Annotated in this window: 21 protein-coding genes; 11 read left to right on the forward strand and 10 right to left on the reverse strand. The window is 70.6% G+C overall.

All coding sequences use genetic code 11. The features are described from left to right. The first annotated feature begins 1 nt into the window (after nt 1). Nucleotides 2-265 carry an HPr family phosphocarrier protein gene (locus AB0N68_RS00430; RefSeq protein WP_187661928.1) on the forward strand — a complete coding sequence of 88 codons (264 nt, stop codon included), beginning with the start codon at nt 2-4 and terminating at the stop codon, nt 263-265. A gap of 3 nt (nt 266-268) precedes the next feature. Here the strand turns inward: AB0N68_RS00430 and AB0N68_RS00435 are convergent, their stop codons facing one another. Next, nucleotides 269-2,191 (reverse strand): BglG family transcription antiterminator, encoded by a 1,923-nt coding sequence (locus AB0N68_RS00435; protein WP_187661929.1) that lies wholly within the window; start codon nt 2,189-2,191, stop codon nt 269-271. A 164-nt stretch (nt 2,192-2,355) separates the two neighbouring features. On the opposite strand from AB0N68_RS00435, the gene AB0N68_RS00440 reads away from it, so the two are divergent. Genes AB0N68_RS00440 through AB0N68_RS00470 form a run of 7 tightly spaced genes read left to right on the forward strand, consistent with a single transcriptional unit; the run spans nt 2,356 to nt 8,630 of the window. Next, nucleotides 2,356-2,673: a PTS sugar transporter subunit IIB gene (locus AB0N68_RS00440; RefSeq protein WP_187661930.1), complete on the forward strand. Its 318-nt coding sequence runs from the start codon at nt 2,356-2,358 to the stop codon at nt 2,671-2,673. Then, nucleotides 2,670-2,951, forward strand: coding sequence for an HPr family phosphocarrier protein (locus AB0N68_RS00445; RefSeq protein ID WP_187661931.1), 282 nt, complete (start codon nt 2,670-2,672; stop codon nt 2,949-2,951). Before AB0N68_RS00440 ends, AB0N68_RS00445 begins: the two co-directional genes overlap by 4 nt. Further along, nucleotides 2,948-4,633 (forward strand): phosphoenolpyruvate--protein phosphotransferase, encoded by a 1,686-nt coding sequence (ptsP, locus tag AB0N68_RS00450; RefSeq protein WP_187661932.1) that lies wholly within the window; start codon nt 2,948-2,950, stop codon nt 4,631-4,633. The genes AB0N68_RS00445 and ptsP overlap by 4 nt, the downstream gene beginning before the upstream one ends. Then, nucleotides 4,630-6,264: a PTS mannitol transporter subunit IIBC gene (locus tag AB0N68_RS00455; RefSeq protein WP_187661933.1), complete on the forward strand. Its 1,635-nt coding sequence runs from the start codon at nt 4,630-4,632 to the stop codon at nt 6,262-6,264. The genes ptsP and AB0N68_RS00455 overlap by 4 nt, the downstream gene beginning before the upstream one ends. After that, nucleotides 6,261-6,695, forward strand: a complete 435-nt coding sequence (locus tag AB0N68_RS00460) for a PTS mannitol transporter subunit IIA (protein ID WP_187661934.1) — start codon at nt 6,261-6,263, stop codon at nt 6,693-6,695. Before AB0N68_RS00455 ends, AB0N68_RS00460 begins: the two co-directional genes overlap by 4 nt. Continuing rightward, nucleotides 6,692-7,846, forward strand: a complete 1,155-nt coding sequence (locus AB0N68_RS00465) for a mannitol-1-phosphate 5-dehydrogenase (RefSeq protein WP_280565658.1) — start codon at nt 6,692-6,694, stop codon at nt 7,844-7,846. Before AB0N68_RS00460 ends, AB0N68_RS00465 begins: the two co-directional genes overlap by 4 nt. Nucleotides 7,847-7,883: 37 nt before the next feature. Further along, a complete protein-coding gene (locus AB0N68_RS00470) occupies nt 7,884-8,630 on the forward strand; it encodes an alpha/beta hydrolase (RefSeq protein ID WP_187661936.1) in 747 nt (248 codons plus the stop codon). On the opposite strand, the gene AB0N68_RS00475 is transcribed toward AB0N68_RS00470, so the two are convergent. The 9 genes from AB0N68_RS00475 to AB0N68_RS00515 all read right to left on the reverse strand — a co-directional run bounded on the left by AB0N68_RS00475 (nt 8,627) and on the right by AB0N68_RS00515 (nt 19,068). Beyond that, nucleotides 8,627-9,496: a carbohydrate kinase family protein gene (locus AB0N68_RS00475; RefSeq protein ID WP_187661937.1), complete on the reverse strand. Its 870-nt coding sequence runs from the start codon at nt 9,494-9,496 to the stop codon at nt 8,627-8,629. The genes AB0N68_RS00470 and AB0N68_RS00475 overlap by 4 nt on opposite strands. A gap of 82 nt (nt 9,497-9,578) precedes the next feature. Then, nucleotides 9,579-10,694: an adenosine deaminase gene (locus AB0N68_RS00480; RefSeq protein WP_280565654.1), complete on the reverse strand. Its 1,116-nt coding sequence runs from the start codon at nt 10,692-10,694 to the stop codon at nt 9,579-9,581. 48 nt (nt 10,695-10,742) lie between these two features. After that, on the reverse strand, nt 10,743-12,056 hold the full coding sequence (locus AB0N68_RS00485) for a thymidine phosphorylase (RefSeq protein WP_187661939.1): 1,314 nt from the start codon (nt 12,054-12,056) through the stop codon (nt 10,743-10,745). Beyond that, a complete protein-coding gene (locus AB0N68_RS00490) occupies nt 12,053-12,451 on the reverse strand; it encodes a cytidine deaminase (RefSeq protein ID WP_187661940.1) in 399 nt (132 codons plus the stop codon). The genes AB0N68_RS00485 and AB0N68_RS00490 overlap by 4 nt, the downstream gene beginning before the upstream one ends. A 28-nt stretch (nt 12,452-12,479) precedes the next feature. Further along, nucleotides 12,480-13,763, reverse strand: a complete 1,284-nt coding sequence (locus AB0N68_RS00495; protein ID WP_396654780.1) for an ABC transporter permease — start codon at nt 13,761-13,763, stop codon at nt 12,480-12,482. Beyond that, nucleotides 13,763-15,070, reverse strand: a complete 1,308-nt coding sequence (locus AB0N68_RS00500) for an ABC transporter permease (RefSeq protein ID WP_187661942.1) — start codon at nt 15,068-15,070, stop codon at nt 13,763-13,765. The genes AB0N68_RS00495 and AB0N68_RS00500 overlap by 1 nt, the downstream gene beginning before the upstream one ends. Continuing rightward, entirely contained in the window at nt 15,067-16,581 is a 1,515-nt protein-coding gene (locus AB0N68_RS00505; protein WP_292795549.1) for an ABC transporter ATP-binding protein, read from the reverse strand. Before AB0N68_RS00505 ends, AB0N68_RS00500 begins: the two co-directional genes overlap by 4 nt. Before the next feature lie 105 nt (nt 16,582-16,686). Next, the gene (locus AB0N68_RS00510; protein WP_187661944.1) at nt 16,687-17,805 is read right to left on the reverse strand and encodes a BMP family lipoprotein; all 1,119 of its coding nucleotides are present in this window, start codon (nt 17,803-17,805) and stop codon (nt 16,687-16,689) included. 147 nt (nt 17,806-17,952) lie between these two features. Next, complete coding sequence (locus tag AB0N68_RS00515; RefSeq protein WP_071329657.1) at nt 17,953-19,068, reverse strand: mannose-1-phosphate guanylyltransferase; 1,116 nt, start codon at nt 19,066-19,068, stop codon at nt 17,953-17,955. Nucleotides 19,069-19,233: 165 nt separating this feature from the next. Between AB0N68_RS00515 and sdhC the strand changes: the two genes are divergently transcribed. The 3 genes from sdhC to sdhA are packed head-to-tail and all read left to right on the forward strand — an operon-like array spanning nt 19,234 to nt 21,954. Beyond that, nucleotides 19,234-19,668, forward strand: coding sequence for a succinate dehydrogenase, cytochrome b556 subunit (gene sdhC, locus AB0N68_RS00520; RefSeq protein ID WP_082758508.1), 435 nt, complete (start codon nt 19,234-19,236; stop codon nt 19,666-19,668). Next, nucleotides 19,668-20,108 carry a succinate dehydrogenase hydrophobic membrane anchor subunit gene (locus AB0N68_RS00525; RefSeq protein ID WP_149085820.1) on the forward strand — a complete coding sequence of 147 codons (441 nt, stop codon included), beginning with the start codon at nt 19,668-19,670 and terminating at the stop codon, nt 20,106-20,108. Before sdhC ends, AB0N68_RS00525 begins: the two co-directional genes overlap by 1 nt. A gap of 19 nt (nt 20,109-20,127) precedes the next feature. Then, nucleotides 20,128-21,954 carry a succinate dehydrogenase flavoprotein subunit gene (gene sdhA, locus AB0N68_RS00530; RefSeq protein WP_259954611.1) on the forward strand — a complete coding sequence of 609 codons (1,827 nt, stop codon included), beginning with the start codon at nt 20,128-20,130 and terminating at the stop codon, nt 21,952-21,954. Nucleotide 21,955: the final 1 nt, after the last annotated feature.

Below are 21,955 nucleotides of genomic sequence, written 5' to 3' on the forward strand. Positions count from 1 at the left end.
CATGCCCGTCCGCCACGTCGTCGTCAGCGCCCACAACGGGGTGCACGCACGACCGGTCGCGGAGCTCGTGCGCCTCGCGCAGGCGCACGAGCTCCCGGTCACGCTGCGCACCGCCGGCGGCACGGCCGTGGATCTGCGCAGCGTCCTCGCGGTGATGGACCTCGCCCTCGCCCCCGGGGACGCCGTGACCCTGGAGACGCCGCCGGGTCCGTCGTCCGAGCGCGTCCTCGCGCAGCTCGCCCTGGTGCTCGCGCCCGACGCCTGAGTCTCAGCCGTCGATCACGGCGACGAGCTCGTCGAGGAAGCCCTCGAAAGTCGCCCCGCGGCGGACGATCCGCTGCACGCTCTCCCGCTCGCTGAACACCTCGACGAGCTGCTCGAACACGGTCTGGAAGGCCGCTCTGTCGCTCTCGCTGAAGGCGGCGAGCGCGACGACCTGCACGCGTCCGTCCCCCCAGGCCGCCGACCCGTCCGCGACGCCGAGCGCGATCGCCGTCCGGGTCGCGGTCATCTGCAGCGCGTGCGGCACGGCGAGCGCGTCGGTGAAGGCTGTGGACGACATGCGCTCGCGCACGATCGTGTTCTCCACGTAGTCGTCTCCGATCAGACCGGCCCGGACCAGCGGCGCGCCGAGCCGCCGGATGATGGTCTCCTCGCCCTCGTCAGGGAGCGGGTGCACGAAGGCATCGGGGTGAAAGTACCGCGCGAGCTCCTCCCGCAGCCGGGCGAGCCGTCGACCGCGGCGCAGCCGCCCTGCGGCCTGCTGGATGCGGTCGACGTCGGCGTCCGTGAGGAACGGCTGGATGCGCACGAACCGGTCGCCGGAAGCCCCGGGTTCGATCGTGCTCAGCACGAGGTCGGTGTCGAACGACGCCCAGTCCGGGTCGACGTTCGTGACGACGCTGGTGACCTCGATCGCGGAACCCAGCGAGCGGTCCACGCTCGAACGCAGGAGTTCGTGGAGTTCGTAGTAGCCGGGGCAGACGATGGTCGCGGTGAGGATGGACTCCGCCTTGCGGCTCCGCTCCAGCCGTCCCCCGACGTGCATGGCGATGTAGGCGATCTCGTCGTCGTGGATGGGCGTGCCGAGCCGGTCGTGCAGACCGCTCGCGATCGACACCGCCACCTCGAAGATCATCGGATAGGTCGTCTTCAGCGAGCGGGTCAGCGGGTTCCGGGTGAGGGCGCTCTCCTCGGCGCGGCGCAGGAGGTTCTGCACGTGCAGCGCGAGGCGGAGCACGAACGTCTCGTCGACGAGGTCGACGCGGTAGTCCTCCGCGGCCCGCGCGATCTCCGCTCTGACCGCCGCCTCCACGTCCGGGGCGACGCCGCTGCGGGCGAGCTCCTGCGCCGCCTCGCCACCCGGCGCGACGATCCGCGTCAGGACCAGGGAGGCGAGGTGACCGCTGTCGCCCTCGCCCAGGACCACGGCGAAGTGCTCGGCGGCGAGGCGGGCGATCACCGCTCCCACCCGCGGGATCTCCGGTCGAGCTCCCACGGGGGGTGCCTCGAGGGCACGGCCGGCGGCCACCCGCTCGGCGGCGATCGCGATGTGCAGGAGCACGTCGGCGATCGCGAGTTCGTTGACGTAGTAGCCGAGTTCGCCGAGCTCGCGCACGAGGGCCGACTTGAAGGGTCCGACCGCCTGCGCATCGACCGCGGTCCCGGAGAGGGCCCGCCGGAAGATCTCCGGGTGGAACGACGCGTCGTCCATCTCGTCGTGGGCGAGGCGGCTGAGCAGGCGGCGCTGGGCGGCCTCGTCTCCGTGGAGCCGCACCCGCTCACGGGCCCGGTCGAGCGTCAGGTCGGTCCCGTCGAGGAGACCGCGGACGCGGACCAGGTCCGCCTCCAGCGTCGCCTCGCTCACGTGCAGCGCATCCGCGGTGTCGAAGACGTCGATCCCCTCCGGCTCGTCCAGGAGCAGCCGGACGAGGGCGTGCAGCCGTTCGCGCGGGGCGGAGTCGCCGCCCTGCCGGACGCGCAGCGCGCCGCGGGCGCCGGGGCCCGCCCGATAGCCCGCGGGGCCGGACTCGACGACCGCGGCGCCCGGCGTGCGGGCGTTCAGTGCCGCGACGTAGGAGCGGATGCTCCGCGGGGTCACACCCAGGAGATCGGCCAGCGTGCCTGCGGTCGCCCAGCCCTCCTCGCGCAGCAGCGCGGCGAGGAGCTGGTCCTGACGCTGGCGCGACATGGTCCCTCCGAGTTCCCGTGCTGACGGCACTGTCCGACTGCTCTCCATGATGACAGCCTCCGGCGACACGGGCGCGGCGAGGAGCATTCCGCAGGGGCGGAAGAGAACGTGTTGGTGCCGCCGTGGTCACGTTTCCCAGACTGTTCTCAGGAAGGGTGACATCGATGAGGATTCTCGTGGTCTGCGGCGCCGGCGCGTCGAGCACGTTCGTCGCTCAGCGCCTGCGCACTGCCGCAGCGGCAGCAGGCCTGGACTGGGATGCGGGTGCCGGGGTCGAGAGCACCGTCCCCCTCGGCGGACACGACCTCGTCCTCGTGGGCCCGCATCTGCGTGAGCGCCTCGACGCCATCCGCGACCTGACCCGCGCGCCCGTCGCCGTCCTGCCGGACGACGTGTTCGCGGACCGCGACGGCGTCCGCACCCTTCTTCTCGCCCAGTCGACCCTCGCCGCCGCCGGCGGGGCCCCGAAAGGAACACCATGACCGCCACCCGCACCGTCCGCATCGGCTCCTCGCACGGACTGCACGCCCGGCCCGCAAAGATCTTCGCGCAGGCCGCGAAGGACTCCGGGCTCGCGGTCACGATCGCCAAGGACTCCGGCACGCCGGTCAACGCCGCGAGCATCCTCGGGGTGATCGCGCTGGCCATCGAGCACGGCGACTACGTGACGCTCACGGCCGACGGCGACGGCGCCGAGGGCGTACTGGACACGCTCACCGAGCTGCTGACGACCGACCACGACCAGGACGCGGCCGGATGAGCGCGTTGCGAGGCGTGGGCATCGGTCTCGGCGTCGCGCAGGGACCGGTCGTCCGCATGACCGAGGCGCTGCCCGCGCCCGAGAACGTCCCGAGCACCGCCGGGGCCGATGCCGAGCGCGCGCGGGTCCGCGAGGCCGTCGCCGTCGTCGCGCAGGAGCTGACGCAGCGTGGCGAGGCCGCCGGCGGCGCCGCGCAGGAGGTGCTGGAGGCGCAGGCGATGATCGCCGAGGACCCGACGCTGCAGGACGAGGTCGACGCGAGGATCGATGCCGGGGCCACCGCGGAATGGGCCGTTCACGACGCCTTCGCGGGCTTCCGGGCCACGCTCGAGGCCGTCGGCGGCTACCTCGGCGAGCGCGCCGCCGACCTCGACGACATCGCGCAGCGGGTGCTGGCCCGGCTGCGCGGGGTGGACGCCCCCGGCGTGCCCGATCCCGGGCACCCGTTCGTCCTCGTGGCACGCGACCTCGCGCCCGCCGACACGGCGCTGCTGAACCTCGACCAGGTGCTCGCCCTCGTCACCACCGACGGCGGCCCCACCTCCCACACGGCGATCCTCGCCAGGGAGAAGGGCATCGTGGCTGTGGTCGGCGTCGGCGACGGGCACGCGCTGACGACCGGGGAGACCGTGATCGTCGATGCCGCCGCAGGCGTCATCACCCGCGAACCGACCGCCGAGGAGCGCAGCCGCGCCGCCGAGCGCGCCGCGGCCAGACTGGTCGCGGACGACGCGCCGCTCACGCCCGGTGCGCTCGCCGACGGCACACCGGTCGCCCTCCTCGCGAACCTGGGGAAGCCCGCCGACGCCGCCGACGCGGTCGCACGCGGGGCCGAGGGCGTCGGGCTGTTCCGGACCGAGTTCCTGTTCCTCTCCGCGTCGCAGGCGCCGACCGTGGCCCAGCAGCGGGAGTCCTATCGCGAGCTCCTGGGGGCATTCCCCGGCAAGAAGGTCGTCGTGCGGATGCTCGACGCAGGGGCCGACAAGCCCCTGGCCTTCCTCAACGACGCGCACGAGGAGAATCCGGCCCTGGGGTTGCGCGGTCTGCGGGCTCTCCGCGCGAGCGAGGACATCCTCCGCGAGCAGTTGACCGCGCTGGCCGAGGCCGACGCCGCGACCGACGCCGATCTCTGGGTCATGGCGCCCATGGTGGCCACCGTCGAGGAGACCGTGTATTTCACAGGCCTCGCCCGCGAGTACGGCCTGAAGACGGCCGGCGTCATGGTCGAGGTGCCGTCCAGCGCCCTGCTCGCCGACCGCGTCCTCGCCCACGCCGACTTCGCGTCCATCGGCACCAACGACCTCACGCAGTACACGATGGCCGCGGACCGGCTGCTCGGCTCGGTCGCCTCGTTCCAGGACCCCTGGCACCCCGCGGTGCTGCGGCTGGTGCGCGAGGTCGGCACGGCCGGTGCCCGCCTCGGCAAGCCGGTCGGCATCTGCGGCGAGGCCGCGGCCGACCCGCTGCTCGCGGTCGTCCTCGTGGGGCTCGGTGCGACGAGCCTCTCCATGGCGCCGTCCGCCCTCGCGGACGTCCGCCAGGCGCTCGCCGCCCGCACTCGCGACGACGCCCTCCGCCTCGCGGAAGCCGCGCTCGCCGCGGACGACGCCCCCTCCGCCCGCACCGCTGCGGCGACCCTCGCCGCGGCACTCCCCCCTCATCAGAAAGAGACCACATCATGACGACGACGTCACCCGCCGCCACCGCCCCCGGTGGCCTCCGCGTGGGCGTGCAGCGTTTCGGCACGTTCCTCTCCGGCATGATCATGCCGAACATCGCGGCCTTCATCGCCTGGGGCTTCATCACGATGCTCTTCATCCCGAAGGGCTTCTTCGGCGCCGAGAGCCCGTTCGGCTGGCACTGGGCCGGCGTCGCCGAGATCATCGGCGGCGGCGGCGACTCCGCCGTCCTCGGCTGGCAAGGCGCGATGACCGCGGTCGCCGAAGGCGCAGACGGCAACATCCTGGCCTACGTGGGCCTGGTCGGCCCGATGGTCACCTACCTGCTGCCCCTCCTGATCGCGAACACGGCCGGCCGCATGGTCTACGGCGAGCGCGGCGGCGTGGTCGCCACGATCGCGACCGTCGGTGTGATCGTCGGCACGAACATCCCGATGTTCCTGGGCGCGATGATCATGGGCCCGATCGCCGCTTGGATCATGAAGCAGGTCGACAGGCTGTGGGACGGCAAGATCCGCCCCGGCTTCGAGATGCTCGTCAACAACTTCTCCGCCGGCATCCTGGGCATGCTCCTCGCCATCGTCGGGTTCTTCGCCTTCGGTCCGGTCATGCTGGGCATCAGCGCCGCGCTGGGCGCCGCCGTCGACTGGCTCGTGTCGCTCAACCTGCTGCCGCTCGTGTCGATCATCGTCGAGCCGGCCAAGGTGCTGTTCCTCAACAACGCCATCAACCACGGCGTGTTCACCCCGCTGGGGATCGAGCAGGCTGCGGAGACGGGCAAGTCGATCCTCTTCCTCATCGAGGCGAACCCCGGCCCCGGCCTCGGCCTGCTGCTCGCCTTCACCTTCTTCGGGGTCGGCGCCGCGAAGGCCTCGGCTCCCGGTGCCGCCATCATCCAGTTCTTCGGCGGCATCCACGAGATCTACTTCCCGTACGCTCTCAGCAAGCCGACCACGATCCTCGCGCTCATCGCGGGTGGAGCGGCCGGCGTCACCACGAACATGGTCCTCGGCGGCGGACTGGCCTTCCCGGCCGCCCCTGGCAGCATCATCGCCGTGACCGCCGCGGCCATCGGCCCCGGCGTCGCCAACCTCCTCGTGGTGTACCTGTCGGTCATCATCGCCGCGACGGTGACCTTCCTCATCACCGGCGTCATCCTGCGGGCCTCGCGCAAGCGCGACCTCGCCGCCGAGGGCGACACGTTCGGTGCGGCCATCGCGCAGACCGAGGCGAACAAGGGCAAGTCGTCCGCGGCGATGGACGCCCTGCGCACCTCGACCGCGACGGCGGCACCGGAGTCCACGCCCGCTCCCGCCACCACTGCGGTCGCGGCGGCCCCGATCGAGACCATCGTGTTCGCGTGCGACGCCGGTATGGGCTCGTCCGCCATGGGCGCCAGCGTGCTGCGGAACAAGCTGAAGAAGGCCGGCATCGAGGGCATCACCGTCACGAACGCCGCCATCGCCAACCTCGACGGCGCCGCCGACGTGGTCATCACGCAGCAGCAGCTCACCGACCGGGCCACGGCGAAGTCGCCGGACTCCCTGCACGTCTCGGTGGACAACTTCATGAACTCGCCGAAGTACGACGAGGTCGTCGAGATGGTCAAGGAACAGCGAAAGGACGAAGAATGAGCGTTCTCACAGCCGAGCAGGTCCGCATCCACCCGGGAGGCGCGTCGCGGGACGACGCGCTCCAGGAGGCGACGGACATCCTCGTCGCCGCCGGTGCGGTGACCCCGGCGTACGTCGATGCGATGCGTCAGCGCGAGGAGACCGTGTCGACGTACATGGGCAACGGCCTGGCCATCCCGCACGGCACGAACGAGGCGAAGGACACGATCCTGGCGTCCGCGCTCTCCGTCGTCCGCTACGACGGCGGCGTCGACTGGGACGGCGAGCAGGCGAGGTTCGTGATCGGCATCGCCGGCGTCGGCGATGAGCACCTGGACATCCTGTCCCGCATCGCGATCCTCTTCTCGGAGGAGGACGACGTCGCCCGGCTGGAAGCGGCGGCGACGCCGGACGAGCTGTTCGCTCTCCTCTCGGAGGTGAACGAGGGATGAAGGCGGTCCACTTCGGGGCGGGCAACATCGGGCGCGGTTTCGTCGGCCTGCTCCTGCACGAGGGCGGGTACGAGGTCGTGTTCAGCGACGTCGCCGACGCACTCGTGGAGGCGATCGACCGGGCGGACTCGTACACCGTGCACGAAGCCGGCCCCGGAGGGACCGACCACGTCGTCTCCGGGTTCCGTGCGGTGAACAGCCGCACGGACCCCGCCGTGGTCGCGGAGGAGGTGGCGACGGCCGACGTCGTCACGACCGCCGTCGGCCCCACCGTGCTGCGGTTCGTCGCCCCGTCGATCGTCGCCGGGCTCGCGTTGCGCTCCCCCGAGGCCGCGCCTCTGCAGGTGATGGCCTGCGAGAACGCCATCGGCGCCACCGATCAGCTGCGGCAGGAGATCGTCGCGGCGGCGGGGCCGGATGCCGACGTCCTCCTCGCGCGTGCGGTGTTCGCGAACACCGCCGTCGACCGCATCGTCCCGGCGCAGCCGGACGGTGGGGGCGTCGACGTCACGGTCGAGCCATACTTCGAGTGGGCGATCGAGGCCCGGCCGTTCGGCGACACCCCGCCGCGCATCCCCGGCGCCCATTTCGTCGACGACCTCGCGCCGTACATCGAGCGCAAGCTCTTCACGGTGAACACCGGTCATGCCGCCACCGCGTACTTCGGCGCACGGGCGGGCATCGAGCGGATCTCGGACGCCCTCGCGGACGACGCGATCGCCGCGCAGGTGTCGGCCGCCCTCGAGGAGACCTCGGCGGTGCTGGTCGTCGAGCACGGGCTCGACCCCGCAGACCTCGCGCAGTACCGTGCGACCATCCTGGAGCGGTTCCGGAACCCGGAGCTCGTGGACACCGTGCAGCGCGTCGGCCGTCAGCCCCTGCGGAAGATCTCCCGGCACGAGCGGTTCATCGGCCCCGCGGCGATGGCAGCCGAGCACGGACTGCCGACGGATGCCCTGGTGGCCGCGGTCGCCGCCGCGCTGGAGTTCGACGACGCCGCCGACGAGCAGTCGGTCGAGCTGCAGACCCTTCTGCGCACGGAGAACGCGGCGGGCTTCACCGTCCGCACCACCGGCCTCGATCCGGAGCACCCGCTCTTCCCCGCCGTCCGCGACGCGGTGGCCCTCCGTCAAGCGGCGCTCGCCGGCTGAGAGGACGCGGCGTCGGGGCCGGGGTAGCGTTGCTGCTGTGCAGAAGAAGCCCCGGCGCCGCGTCCTGAAGCGAGTCCTGTGGAGCGTGGCGATCGTCATCCTCCTCGCCATCGGCGGAATCCTCGTCTGGAGCCAGGTCGGCGTCATGGCCGCGGAGCCCGCACCGCTGACCGCCGTCCGCGAGAACCCGGCGATCACGGTGACCGACGCCGATGAGGGGATCGTCCTGGCGCCCGCGGACGGCTCCTCCGACCGGGGACTCGTCTTCATCCCCGGCGCGAAGGTCGACCCCTGGGCCTACGCGTCGATCCTCCAGGGGCTCGCGGCGGAGGGCACCACGGTCGTGATCACGCGGCCCTGGCTCCATCTGGCGTTCTTCGATCCCCGCGGGCTCAACTCGTTCACGAGCGCCGCGCCCGACGTCGGCGTCTGGGCCGTCGGCGGACACTCCCTCGGGGGCGTGCGCGCCTGCCAGCTCGCCACGGATGCCGACGCCCTCGTGCTCTTCGCCTCCTACTGCGCGACGGACCTTGCAGGCTCCGATCTCCCGGTGCTGAGCGTGTCCGGCAGCGAGGACGGCCTCTCCACGCCCGAGAAGATCGCCGACGCCCGCCCCGAACTCCCCGCGGACGCCGAGTTCGTCGAGATCGACGGCGCCTCCCATGCCTCCTTCGGCGACTACGGACCGCAGGCCGGCGACGGCACGCCGTCCATCGACGACGACGAGATGGATGCCGAGGTCACCGAGGTCGTCGGCGGGTTCCTGGAGCAGGTCGCGCCCTAGGCCGCCCGCGGATCCCCGAGGATCGGGTCGAGCAGCGGGTGCAGATGCCGGGTGGTCAGCACTCCGGCGGCCGAGCGTGCGCCCGCCGAGAGCGCCGACGCCAGGTCCGCGCCTCCCAGCCGCGCGTCGAGGACGCCCGCGAAGAACGCGTCGCCGGCGCCGTTGGTGTCGACGACGGTGGTCGGCACGGCGGGCACCCGGAACTCGGCACCGTCCGCCCCCACCGCGACCGCTCCCTCGGCGCCGAGCGTGCACACCGCGAACGCCGCTCCCTCCGCGACGACGGCGCGGAGGAACTCCACCGGCGCGTCCAGCCGGTCCGCGTTGCAGAAGACCGCCGTGGCTGCCGCGAGGAACGGCCGGTGGTACTCCCCGACGCCGTCGTAGTCGTGCACGTCGACCCACAGCGGCGTGCCGCTGGCCACTGCGAGCGGGAGCAGCCGTCGCGGCTCGGCGGCCAGGTCGAGGACGACGGCGTCGGCTCCAGCCATCTCCGCCGCGTGCGCCCCGTCCGCCTCCCCCGTCGTCTCCGCCGGGGTCGAGAGGTACAGCGACACCCGCTCACCGCGCGGCGTCATCAGGTTGAGGTGCCGCTCGGTGATCCCGTCCGTCCAGTGCGCGACCACTCCGGCCGCCTGCAGCGCCTCGCGGACGCGCAGCCCGTCCTCGTCCTCTCCGGCGATGCCATGCAGCACGACCGGCCGCCCCAGCGTCGTCAGGCTCAGCGCCTTGCCGGCGCTCGTGCCGCCGACCGTCTCCCAGCTCGCGTGCGCGAACTGCATGTGGGGCACGGGCTCGGGGAGCCGGTCGAGCAGGACCATCCGGTTCCACGAGGCGGGACCGGCGAGGAAGACGGAGGCGGGCATGCCCCCATCCTCGCGTCCCGCATCCCGTTCCGGCCGTGCCGACGGGTCGTGTCGGCCGCGACGGGTCGTGTCGGCCGCCGGGTCAGGCGCCGAAGCCCTCGGCGATCATCTCGACGAGCTCCTCGCGCTCCTCGACGGGGAGGAACGCCGCAGCGGCGGCGTTGAACTGGAAGGCCTCGAGGTCGTCGAGGTCGTACTCGAACGTCTGCACGAGCAGCGCCAGCTCCCGCGTGAGGGAGGTCGCGCTCATGGTGCGGTTGTCCACGTTCACCGTCACGGCGAACCCGAGCTGGTACAGCAGGTCGAACGGATGATCGGCGAGGGTCTGCCCCCACGCCGCGACGGCTCCGGTCTGCAGGTTCGACGACGGGGAGAGCTCCAGCGGGATCTCCCGATCGCGCACCCAGCGGGCGAGGTCACCGAAGCGCACCTGCACCTCGTCGCCCTCCTGCGTGACGACCTCGAGGTCCTCCGCGATGCGCACGCCGTGTCCGAGTCGGAGCGCACGCCCGTCCAGGAGGGCGGAGCGGATCGAGGCGAGCCCGGCCGCCTCCCCCGCATGCACGGTCACCGGGAAGAAGTTCTCGGCGAGGTAGTCGAAGGCCGCGCGGTGGTCCGACGGAGGGAAGCCGTCCTCGGGGCCGGCGATGTCGAAGCCCACGGCACCCCGTCCGCGGAAGTCCACCGCGAGCTCGGCGATGTCCCGCGCCCGGTCGGTGTGCCGCATCGCGGTGAGGAGCTGGCCGACGCGGATGCTGCGGCCGTCGCGGTCGACAGCGTCCTCACCCTCCTCGATGCCCTGCTGCACCGCCTCGACGGCGTCCTCCAGCGAGAGACCGCGCGCCTGGTGCTGCTCCGGCGCCCAGCGCATCTCACCGTAGATGACACCGTCCGCCGCGAGGTCCTGGACGAACTCTCGCGCGACGCGCGTCAGCCCCTCACGGGTCTGCATGACCGCGGTGGTGAGCTCGAACGTCTTCAGGTACTCCACCAGCGATCCCGCGTCGCTCTTCTTCGCGAACCACGAACCGAGCGCGGCAGGGTCGGATGCCGGGACCTCGAGACCGATCGCGTCGGCGAGCTCGATGATCGTGGCCGGGCGCACCGCGCCGTCCAGGTGGTCGTGCAGCGACACCTTCGGCAGACTCCGCAGGGAGACGCCCTGGATGGCGACGTCGCCGCTCGCATCGATCGACATGGGGATCCTCTCGGTCGCGGGGTGTTCGTCCAGGCTAGCGCCCGGGCCTCACGCCGTGATGCGCTCGCGGACGATCGGTCCCACGGTCGGAGCCTCGTCGCCGAGCTCCCAGGCGCCCTCGAGCGCCTCGATCGCCCGGGGGAAGCGCGCCTCGTCGGCTGCCGAGAGCGTGAACAGCGGCTGCCCCGCCGACACCCGGTCCCCCGGCTTCGCATGCAGATCGATCCCCGCCTCGAAGATCACCGGGTCCTCCGCGCGCGCACGCCCGGCGCCCAGACGCCAGGCGGCGATGCCGAAGGGAAGCGCGTCCATGCGGGTCACGACGCCGTCCGCGGGCGCCGTGACGACGTGCGTCTCCCGCGCGACCGGGAGGGCCGCGTCGGGGTCGCCGTCCTGCGCACGGATCATCGCCTTCCACGTGTCCATGGCGCGGCCGTCGTCGAGCGCTGCCTCCACGTCGGCGTCAGGCTGACCGGCGAGGGCGAGCATCTCCCTCGCGAGCGCGACGGTCAGCTCCCGGACGTCGGCGGGTCCCCCGCCGGCGAGGATCTCGACCGACTCGCGGACCTCGTTGGCGTTGCCGATCGCGCGGCCCAGGGGAACGTTCATATCGGTCAGAAGTGCCGTGGTCGCGACACCGGAGTCCGTGCCGAGCGCCACCATCGTGCGCGCGAGCTCCCGAGCCCTGTCGATGTCCTGCATGAAGGCGCCGGAACCGAACTTCACGTCCAGGACGAGAGCGTCGGTCCCCTCGGCGATCTTCTTCGACATGATGCTGGAGGCGATCAGCGGGATGGCCTCCACGGTGCCGGTGACGTCGCGGAGCGCGTAGAGCTTCTTGTCGGCGGGCGCGAGACCCGACCCCGCAGCGCAGATCACGGCCCCGACGTCGCCCTGCATCTGCGCGAACATCTCCTCGTTGCTGAGCGCAGCGCGCCAGCCGGGGATGGACTCCAGCTTGTCGAGCGTGCCGCCGGTGTGGCCGAGGCCGCGGCCGCTGAGCTGCGGCACCGCCACGCCGAACGAGGCGACGAGCGGCGCGAGCGGCAGGGTGATCTTGTCGCCCACGCCACCCGTGGAGTGCTTGTCCACGGTCTTCTTGCCGAGAGTCGCGAAGCTCATCCGCTCCCCCGAAGCGATCATCGCGTCGGTGAGCACGCGGATCTCGTCGCGCTCCATGCCGCGCTGGAAGATCGCCATCGCGAAGGAGGCCATCTGCGCGTCGGACACGTAGCCGCGCGTGTAGGCGTCCACCATCCAGCGCAGGGCCGGCTCCGGGACCACGCCTCCGTCGCGCTTGGCCCGGATCACGTCGATCGCGTCGAACTGCTCGATGGCTCCCTGAGCCTGTCCCGCGGTCATCGTGCGTCCTCCAGGTCGCGCGGCCCGAACGCGTCGGGCAGCACCTCGTCGATCGTGCGGATGCCGGAGACGGTCTCCAGCAGCATGCCGGGTACGGCATGCTCGAACAGCAGCTGGCGGCACCGGCCGCACGGCATGATCGTCTCGCCGTCGTTGTTGACGCACACGAAGGCGACGAGCTGCCCGCCGCCGGACATGAACAGATCGCCCACGAGCGCGCACTCGGCGCACAGCGTGACGCCGTAGGAGGCGTTCTCGACGTTGCAGCCGGCGACGATCCGCCCGTCGCTGACGAGAGCCGCCGCCCCCACGCGGTAGCGCGAGTACGGCGCGTACGCCTTGGTCATGGCATCCGCGGCGACCTGCCGCAGCTCATCCCAGTCGATGTCCGTCATGGTGGTGGTTCCTTCTTCCCTGCGGGTTCTACGACTTGATGTACGGCTTGCCGCTGGCGGCAGGGCCCCGGATCTGACCGGCGAATCCGGCGACCGCGAGCAGCGTGACGACGTACGGCAGCATGAGCATGAACTCGCCGGGGATCGGCGTCTTCAGGATCGAGAGCAGGTTCTGCAGGTTCGTCGCGAATCCGAAGAGCAGGGCGGCGAGCGTCGCGCGGATCGGGTCCCAGCGGCCGAAGATCACGGCGGCGAGAGCGATGAAGCCGAGACCTGCCGTCATCTCCTTGCCGAACTGCGGGACCGACACGAGCGTGAAGTACGCACCGCCGATGCCGGCGATCGCGCCCGCGAGCAGCACGTTCCAGAAGCGGGTCGGGTTGACCCGGATGCCGACCGTGTCGGCCGCCTGCGGGTGCTCGCCCACCGCGCGGAGGCGCAGGCCCCACTTGGTGCGGTACAGGCCCCACGCGACGACGGCCACGGTGATGAACATGAGGTACACGATGAAGGTCTGGTTGAACAGCACCGGACCGATGATCGGGATGTCGCTCAGCACCGGGATCTCGATGCGGGAGAAGCGGACCGGGGTGTTCAGCTCGGCCTCGTTCGGGGCGAGGAGCGCTCCGTAGAGGAATCCGGTGAGCCCGGTGACGAGGACGTTAAGCACGACACCGACGATGACCTGCTCGACGAGGTACTTGATGGCGAACGCCGCCAGCACGCTCGCGACGAGCACGCCGCCGATCATGGCGCCGATCAGGCCGACGAAAGCGTTGCCGGTGATGCTGGACAGCAGCGCCGCCGAGAAGGCGCCGAGGAGCAGCTGCCCCTCGATGGCCACGTTGACGACACCGGCCCGTTCGCCGATGACGCCGCCGAGCGCGCCGAACACGAGCGGCACCGACAGCGACACGGCACCGAACAGCAGGCTCGTGACGGGGACGAGGCCCCCGGCTGCGGCCCAGACCAGGAACGCGAAGACCGCGAGCACGCCGTAGGCGACGATGAGCCAGATCGACGGCGCACGGTACGTCCATGCCCGGAGGAAGGCCCCGACGGTGAGGACGACGAGCACGGCGAAGACGACCCAGAAGGTCGGCGCGGTGGGCAGCTCCACGTCGGGGAGCTCGAAGGCCGACGTGCGGTCGCCGAGGTGGAAGGTGCTGATACCGCTGCGCGGCACGGCGAGGAAGAGCACCGCCAGCAGCGCGGTGACGATCGCGAGGCTGATCGGCGCCTTGAGGTGGCGCTCCCGGACGGTGGCGAGCTGCACCGTGCCGTCGGCGGCTTCGGTCTGCACGAGCGACATCATGCCGTCACCGCCTTCTTCGCGGCCTTGGCTCTCGCCTTGGCCGCCTTCTCTGCGTCGGACTTGGGGAGGAAGAACACCGTGCGCAGCAGCGGCGGCGCGGCGATGAACAGCACGACGAGCGACTGCACGACGAGCACGATGTCGACGGGGATGTCCTGCGCCTGCATGGAGAACGAGCCCGCCTTGAGGGCACCGAACAGGATCCCGGCCGCGAAGGTCCCCCACGCGCGGCTGCGTCCGAGGAGGGCGACCGTGATGGCGTCGAAGCCGATGCCGGCGTCGATGGTCTCGGTGACGCCGGTGGTGACGGCGCCCTGGAGCTGGTTCATGCCGGCGAGGCCGGCGAGGGCACCCGCGAAGAGCATCGCGTAGACGTAGACGCGCTTGACGCTGATGCCCGCGGCGCGAGCGGCGTGCGGGTTCTCCCCCACCGCGCGCATGCGCATGCCCAGCGAGGAGCGCTCGATGAGCCACCACACGAACACCGTCGCGATGACCACGATGACGAAGCCGAGGTCCAGAAGCGGGAACTGCGGGCCGAGCAGGGTCGGGAACTGCGCGCTCTCCGGCGTCGCCGAGCCGAGCGCCTGATTGGTCCCCGGCTTCTGCAGGAGCCCCGGCGTGCGGATCATCCACAGCAGCAGGTAGTACGCGATGTAGTTGAGCATGATCGTGAGGATCACCTCGTGCGCGCCCGTGCGTGCCTTGATGAGACCGGCGATGCCGCCCCAGAGCGCACCGCCGGCGATACCGGCCAGCAGGGTGACGGGCAGGTGGAACCAGATCGGCAGGTCGAGGTTGAACGTCAGCAGGGCCGCGACCGCGACGCCGACGAGCATCTGACCGCGGGCACCGATGTTGAACAGGCCGACGCGGAAGGCGAGCGCGACGCCCAGACCGGCGGCGATCAGCGGAGCCGCGAAGCCCAGCGTGTTCGTCAGCGGTCGGATCTGCGCGGCGAAGTCGGCGCCGCGGGCGTTGAAGATCGCTCCGCGGAACAGCGCCTCGTAGCCGTTGTAGACCGCGTTCCATGCCGCGACGAACGTGTCGCTCGGCTTGGCGAAGAAGTATCCGGAGGCCTTCTGCACGTCTTCGTTCGTGAAAGCGATGAGGATGCCGCCGACGATGAGCGCGAGGACGATCGCCAGGATCGTCGTGACCGCACTCCCGCGGAGGATCTCCTTGAGGACGGCGTTGCCGCGCGGGGGCGGCGGCACCTCGTCCGCCAGGCCCGTGCTGGGCGGGAGCTGCTCGGGGGGCAGCCCCTTCGTGACGTCTCCTGCACCGGGTGTCGCGCCGCTCACGCGGTCACCTCCGCATCGGCCGCTCCGGCCATCATGAGTCCGAGTGTCTCCCGGGGCGTGTCACCGGGGACGATGCCGACGATGGTGCCGCGGTACATGACCGCGATCCGGTCGGCGAGGGCGGCGACCTCGTCGAGCTCGGTCGAGACGACGATCACGGGGATGCCCGCGTCCCGCGTCTCGATGATGCGCTTGTGGATGAACTCGATCGAGCCCACGTCGACCCCGCGCGTCGGCTGGGCCGCGACGAAGAGCCGCAGTTCCCGGCTCATCTCGCGCGCGATCACGACCTTCTGCTGGTTGCCTCCGGAGAGGGTTCCCGCGGGGGTGTCCGGGCCCTGCGTGCGGATGTCGTATTCCGCGATGCGCTCCTTGGCGAAGTCCTCCAGGGCGCCGCGACGCAGCGTCCCGGCCCGGCTGAAGGCGGGATCGTCGGAGCGGTCGAGGATGAGGTTCTCGGCGACCGAGAATCCGGCGACGAGGCCGTCCTCGGTACGGTCCTCCGGCACGAACCCGACACCGGCGTCGAGGATGCCGCGGACGCTCTTGCCCACGAGCTCGGTGCCGTCGAGGATGATGTTCCCCTCGACGCGTGCGGCGAGGCCGACGATGGCCTCGACGAGCTCGGTCTGGCCGTTGCCCTGCACACCGGCGACGGCGAGGACCTCACCGGGGCGGACCGTGAAGTCGACGTCGTCGACGACGATGGCTCCGGTCGAGGTGAGCACCCGGAGGTTGCGGACCTCCAGGCCGCCTTCGCCGAGGCGCGGCGCCTCCTTGTGCACGGTCAGCTCGACCGCGCGGCCGACCATGAGCGAGGCCAGCTCGGCGTTGGTGGCGGTCGGCGAGGCCTCCCCCACCACCCGGCCGAGCCGGACGATCGTGATGCGGTCGGCGACCTCGCGCACCTCGCGCAGCTTGTGCGTGATGAAGACGATGGCGGTGCCCTCGTCCCGGAGCTGGCGCATGATGGCCATGAGCTCGTCGGTCTCCTGCGGCGTCAGCACCGCGGTGGGCTCGTCGAAGACGAGGACCTTGGCGTCGCGGGACAGCGCCTTGATGATCTCGACGCGCTGCTGCACACCGACGGGCAGGTCGCCGACGACGGCGTCCGGATCGATGTCGAACCCGAACCGCGCCGCGACCGCGCGCACGTGCTCGCGCGCCTTCGCGATGTCGAGCGTGCCGAGGCCCTTGGTCTGCTCGTGACCGAGCATGACGTTCTCGGCCACCGTGAACACCGGCACGAGCATGAAGTGCTGGTGCACCATGCCGATGCCCGCGGCCATCGCGTCTCCGGGGCCGCGGAAGTGCTGCACGACGTCGTCGAGGAGGATCTCGCCCTCGTCGGCCTGATACAGGCCGTAGAGCACGTTCATCAGCGTCGACTTGCCTGCACCGTTCTCGCCGAGGAGAGCGTGGATCTGACCGGGTTCGACCACGAGATCGATGTGGTCGTTCGCCACGAGGCTGCCGAATCGCTTGGTGATGCCGCGAAGTTCGAGCTTCATATCTGCACCTTATCCAGAAGAGTCACCGAGAAGAATCGTCGCCGCCCACAGTGCGGGGCGAGTGGCAGCCTGCGCCACTCGCCCCGTGCTGGGTACGGCTCCGACTCAGCGGGTGGGAGAGTTCTCGGACTCCACCGTGATGTCGCCGGAGATGATCTGCTCCTGGAGAGCGGACAGCTCGTCCGTGAGGCCCTCGGGCAGGTCCGCCTCGAAGTCGCCGAAGCCGGAGAGCTTCACGCCCTCGTTCTCGAGCGTGCCGATGTAGGGCTCCGGATCGAACTCGCCGGCGGCGGCCGCGAGCGTCGCGTCGCGGACGGCCACGTCGATGGCCTTCATGATGGAGACGAGCGTGATGTCGGCGACGCTGGGGTCGGCGACGGCGAGGTCGCTGTCGACACCGAGCATCAGCGTGTCCTTGCCGCTGTCGTTGATCGCCGCTGCGGCGCTCTGGTAGACCGGGCCGCCGACGGGGAGGATGACGTCGACACCCTGGTCGAGCACGCCCTGGGCGGTCTGCTTGGCCGTGTCGTTGGCGTCGAAGCCGCCCGTGAAGGAGCCCTTCTGGGTGGCGGCGTCCCAACCGAAGACCTGGACGTCGGCCGACTTGTCCTCGTTGTACTTCTCGACACCGAGCTGGTAGCCGTCCATGAAGACGGCGACCGACGGGATCTGCATGCCGCCGAAGGTGCCGACCTTGTTCACGCCGGCCTCTGCGGACCAGGCGGCCGCGGCGTAGCCGCCGAGGTAGGCAGCCTGAGCGGTGTCGAAGACGAGGGGCTTGATGTTCGGCGCGTCGGTGGTGCCGTCGAAGTCGTTGTCAGCCCAGTCGTCGATGATCGCGTAGTCGATCTCGGGGTTCGCGAGCGCGGACTCGACCGTGGCTGCGGACAGCTTGAAGCCGACCGAGACGATGAGCGAGCAGCCCTCGGAGACGGCGGTCTCGAGGTTCGGCGCGTAGTCGTTGTCGTTGGCGGACTCGAACTCCAGCGGCTTGATGCCGAGCTCGTCGGCGGCGCTGTCCATGCCCTCCTTGGCCGACTGGTTGAACGACTTGTCGTTCCAGCCGCCGGCGTCGGAGATGAGGCACGGCTTGAAGTCGGAGTCGACGGGGGCGGATCCGCCCTCGGACTCGTCGGTCGGCGCCTGACCGCAGCCGGCAAGAGCGAAGACGACACCGGCGGCGACCGTCGCGCCGAGCAGCTTCTTGGTGGTGGAGATGGTCACGGATGCCTCCCTCAACGAACCCGCGGCCATCGCGGATCGATCAAAGTTACCTAGTGTTTCGACGTTCGTGCACGTCGGCCCCGGGCGGCCGGGCCAATGGTTACAAAGCTGAAATCAACCCTGCCGATGAGCACGGAGCGCTGCTCATCAGAGCACGTCGCCCTGGCCGTTGAGTTTGAGCGACTCCACCACGCCCTTCACCCGCTGCGCGTTCTCGACCGTCGTGACCAGGAGCGCGTCCGGGGTGTCGACCACGACGATGTCCTGCACCCCCACCAGGCTGATCACGCGGGTGGTCTGGCTGACGAGGATGCCGCTGGCCGCGTCGGTCAGCACCCGGGCGCGGGGCCCGAGGACGGCGAGGTCGTTCTTGCGGCCATTCGTGATGAGCTTCGTCAGCGACGCGAAGTCCCCCACGTCGTCCCAGTCGAAGTGCCCGGGGACCACGGCGAGACGCCCGCGCCGCGCCGCCGGCTCCGCGACGGCGTAGTCGATCGCGATCTTCTTCAGCCGTGGCCAGATGCGGTCGACGGCGGGCCCGCGGAGCTCCCGGTCGTCCCAGGCCTCGGCGAGTTCGAGAAGACCGGCGTGCAGGGCGGGCTCGTTGGCCGCGAGCTCGTCCAGCAGGACGCTCGCCTTCGCGATGAACATGCCCGCGTTCCACAGGTAGGTGCGCTCGGCGAGGTAGGCCCTGGCCGTCTCCAGATCCGGCTTCTCGACGAAGCTCTCGACGAGGGCCGCCTCCCTGGCGCGCTCCACGACCAGCTCCGGCCCCTTCTTGATGTAGCCGAAGCCGACCGCCGGCTCGGTCGGCGCGATGCCGATCGTGCAGATGTAGCCCTCCCTGGCGACCTCGACGGCGTCGCGGACGGCGAACTCGAAGACCCGCGTGCCCCGGATGACGTGGTCCGCGCTGAACGAGCCGATGATCACGTCCGGGTTGCGCCGATGCAGCACGGCCGCGGCCAGCCCGATCGCCGCCGCGGACTCGCGGGGCTCGGATTCCAGGAAGACGTTGAGGTCGGCGATGCCGGGCAGCTCCGCCTCCACCGCAGCTCGGTGGGCGCGGCCGGTGACCACCGCGATCCGGTCCGGTCCGGCGAGCGGCTCCAGCCGGTCCCACGTATCGCGCAGCAGCGAATGGCCGGAGCCGGTGAGGTCGTGCAGGAACTTCGGGGCGTCCGCGCGGGACAGCGGCCACAGCCGACTGCCGATGCCACCGGCGGGGATGACCGCATAGAAGTCTTCGATCGGCTCGCTCATGCAGGCCAGCGTAGCGGCGGGTTCGACTTAGGCTCCCCTTCGTCGCCCGCGGCGTCCGCACGGGAATAGGATGGACTCCGATCGGGCGTGCCTGACCCTCCTCCAGGCCAGATGTGGACGAAGCAGCGCACGCGACCGAAACACATCGATCCAGGGAGGACGACCGTGTCCACAAGCGCTCGCTTGACACCGTCGATTTCGGAAACCACGTCCAAGACCCCCCGCGGCACCCTCTACCGGGGTCGCGAAGGCATGTGGTCGTGGGTGCTTCACCGCATCACCGGAGTCGCCATCTTCTTCTTCCTGTTGGTGCACGTGCTCGACACGGCGCTGATCAGGGTGTCGCCGGAGGCGTACGACGCGGTCATCGGCACGTACAAGAACCCGGTCATGGCGATCGGCGAGGTCGTGCTCGTGGCGGGCATCGTGTTCCACGCCATGAACGGCCTGCGCATCATCGCCGTCGACTTCTGGTCGAAGGGCGCCAAGTACCAGCGCCAGCTGTTCTGGGGCGTGCTGCTCGTGTGGGGCATCATCATGGCCGGCTTCGTGCCGCGTCACCTGATGCTCGCGTTCGCCGGCTTCGGAGGAGGACACTGATGAGCGCGCAGACCGTCGCCGCTCCCGCCCGCCGTCAGCGCGGCATCAACCTCGAGAAGTGGGGCTGGGTCTTCATGCGCGTCTCGGGCGTCGTGCTCGTCGTGCTGATCTTCGGCCACCTCTTCGTCAACCTCATGGTCGGCGAGGGCATCCACGCCCTCGACTTCGCCTTCATCGCCGGCAAGTTCGCCACGCCGTTCTGGCAGTGGTGGGACGTGCTGATGCTCTGGCTCGCCCTCATCCACGGCGCCAACGGCATGCGCACGATCGTGAACGACTACGTGACCAACCCCACCGCGCGCAAGGCGCTCGTCTGGGCCCTCGGCCTGGCCGCGGGCCTGCTCATCCTCCTCGGCACCCTGGTCGTCTTCACGTTCGACCCGTGCCTGGGTGTGACCGAGTCGAGCACGCTGTGGGAGACCTGCCAGGCGCAGGGCTAGAAGAAGAGGCAAACGAGAAGTGACTACCCAGACGCAGGATTCCGTCGTCCGTGACGGCGTGCACTACCACCAGTTCGACATCGTCATCGTGGGCGCCGGCGGCGCCGGCATGCGGGCGGCCATCGAGGCCGGCCCCGGCGCGAAGACGGCCGTGATCTCCAAGCTGTACCCGACGCGGTCGCACACCGGTGCCGCGCAGGGCGGCATGGCGGCGGCCCTCGCGAACGTCGAGGAGGACTCCTGGGAGTGGCACACCTTCGACACCGTCAAGGGCGGCGACTACCTCGTCGACCAGGACGCGGCGGAGATCCTCGCGAAGGAGGCCATCGACGCGGTCATCGACCTCGAGAACATGGGCCTCCCCTTCAACCGCACCCCTGAGGGCAAGATCGACCAGCGCCGCTTCGGCGGCCACACGGCCGAGCACGGCAAGACCCCGGTCCGCCGCGCGTGCTACGCCGCCGACCGCACCGGCCACATGATCCTGCAGACGCTGTTCCAGAACTGCGTCAAGCTCGGCATCAACTTCTTCAACGAGTTCTACGTGCTCGACCTCATCACCGTGAAGGACGCGGCGGGGGCGACGCAGGTCGCCGGCGTCGTCGCGTACGACCTCGCCACGGGCGAGCTGCACGTCTTCCAGTCCAAGGCCGTGATCTTCGCGACCGGCGGCTTCGGCAAGATCTTCAAGACGACCTCCAACGCGCACACGCTCACCGGCGACGGCGTGGGCATCGTCTGGCGCAAGGGCCTCCCCCTCGAGGACCTCGAGTTCTTCCAGTTCCACCCGACCGGTCTCGCCGGCCTCGGCATCCTCCTCACCGAGGGTGCGCGCGGTGAGGGCGCGATCCTCCGCAACGCCTCCGGTGAGCGGTTCATGGAGCGCTACGCCCCCACCATCAAGGACCTGGCGCCTCGTGACATCGTCGCGCGCTGCATGGTCCAGGAGGTCGCCGAGGGCCGCGGCGCCGGTCCCCACAAGGACTACGTGCTGCTGGACTGCACGCACCTGGGCGCCGAGGTGCTCGAGACCAAGCTCCCGGACATCACCGAGTTCGCCCGCACGTACCTGGGCGTCGATCCGGTCGTCGAGCCGGTGCCCGTCATGCCCACCGCGCACTACGCCATGGGTGGCATCCCCACGAACAACAACGGCGAGGTGCTCGCGGACAACGACACCGTCGTCCCCGGTCTCTACGCCGCCGGCGAGTGCGCCTGCGTCTCGGTGCACGGCGCCAACCGTCTCGGCACGAACTCGCTGCTCGACATCAACGTGTTCGGCAAGCGGTCGGGTCGCAACGCGGTGGAGTACGTCAAGACGGCGGACTTCGTCCCGCTTCCGGAGAACCCCGCGGCGTTCGTCTCCGACATGCTCGAGGGCCTGCGCAACAACCAGGGCACCGAGCGGATCGCCGTGCTGCGCAAGACGCTGCAGGACGAGATGGACAAGGGCGCGCAGGTGTTCCGCACGCACGAATCCCTCCAGCACGTCCTCGGCGTGATCGCCGAGCTCCGTGAGCGCTACAAGAACGTGCACGTCGACGACAAGGGCCACCGGTTCAACACCGACCTGCTCGAGGCGGTCGAGCTGGGCTTCCTGCTCGACATCGCCGAGGTCGTCGTCTACGCCGCACAGAACCGCGAGGAGAGCCGCGGCGGCCACATGCGCGACGACTTCCCGAAGCGCGACGACGAGAACTACATGAAGCACACCATGGCGTACCTCACGGGCGACCCGCACTCCTCCGACCCGAGCGACCACATCAAGCTCGACTGGAAGCCCGTCGTCTTCACCAAGAACGACAAGGGCGAGTTCAACTACCCGCCGATGGAGAGGAAGTACTGAG

This window comes from Microbacterium meiriae (assembly GCF_040685015.1).
GTDB lineage: Bacteria > Actinomycetota > Actinomycetes > Actinomycetales > Microbacteriaceae > Microbacterium > Microbacterium meiriae.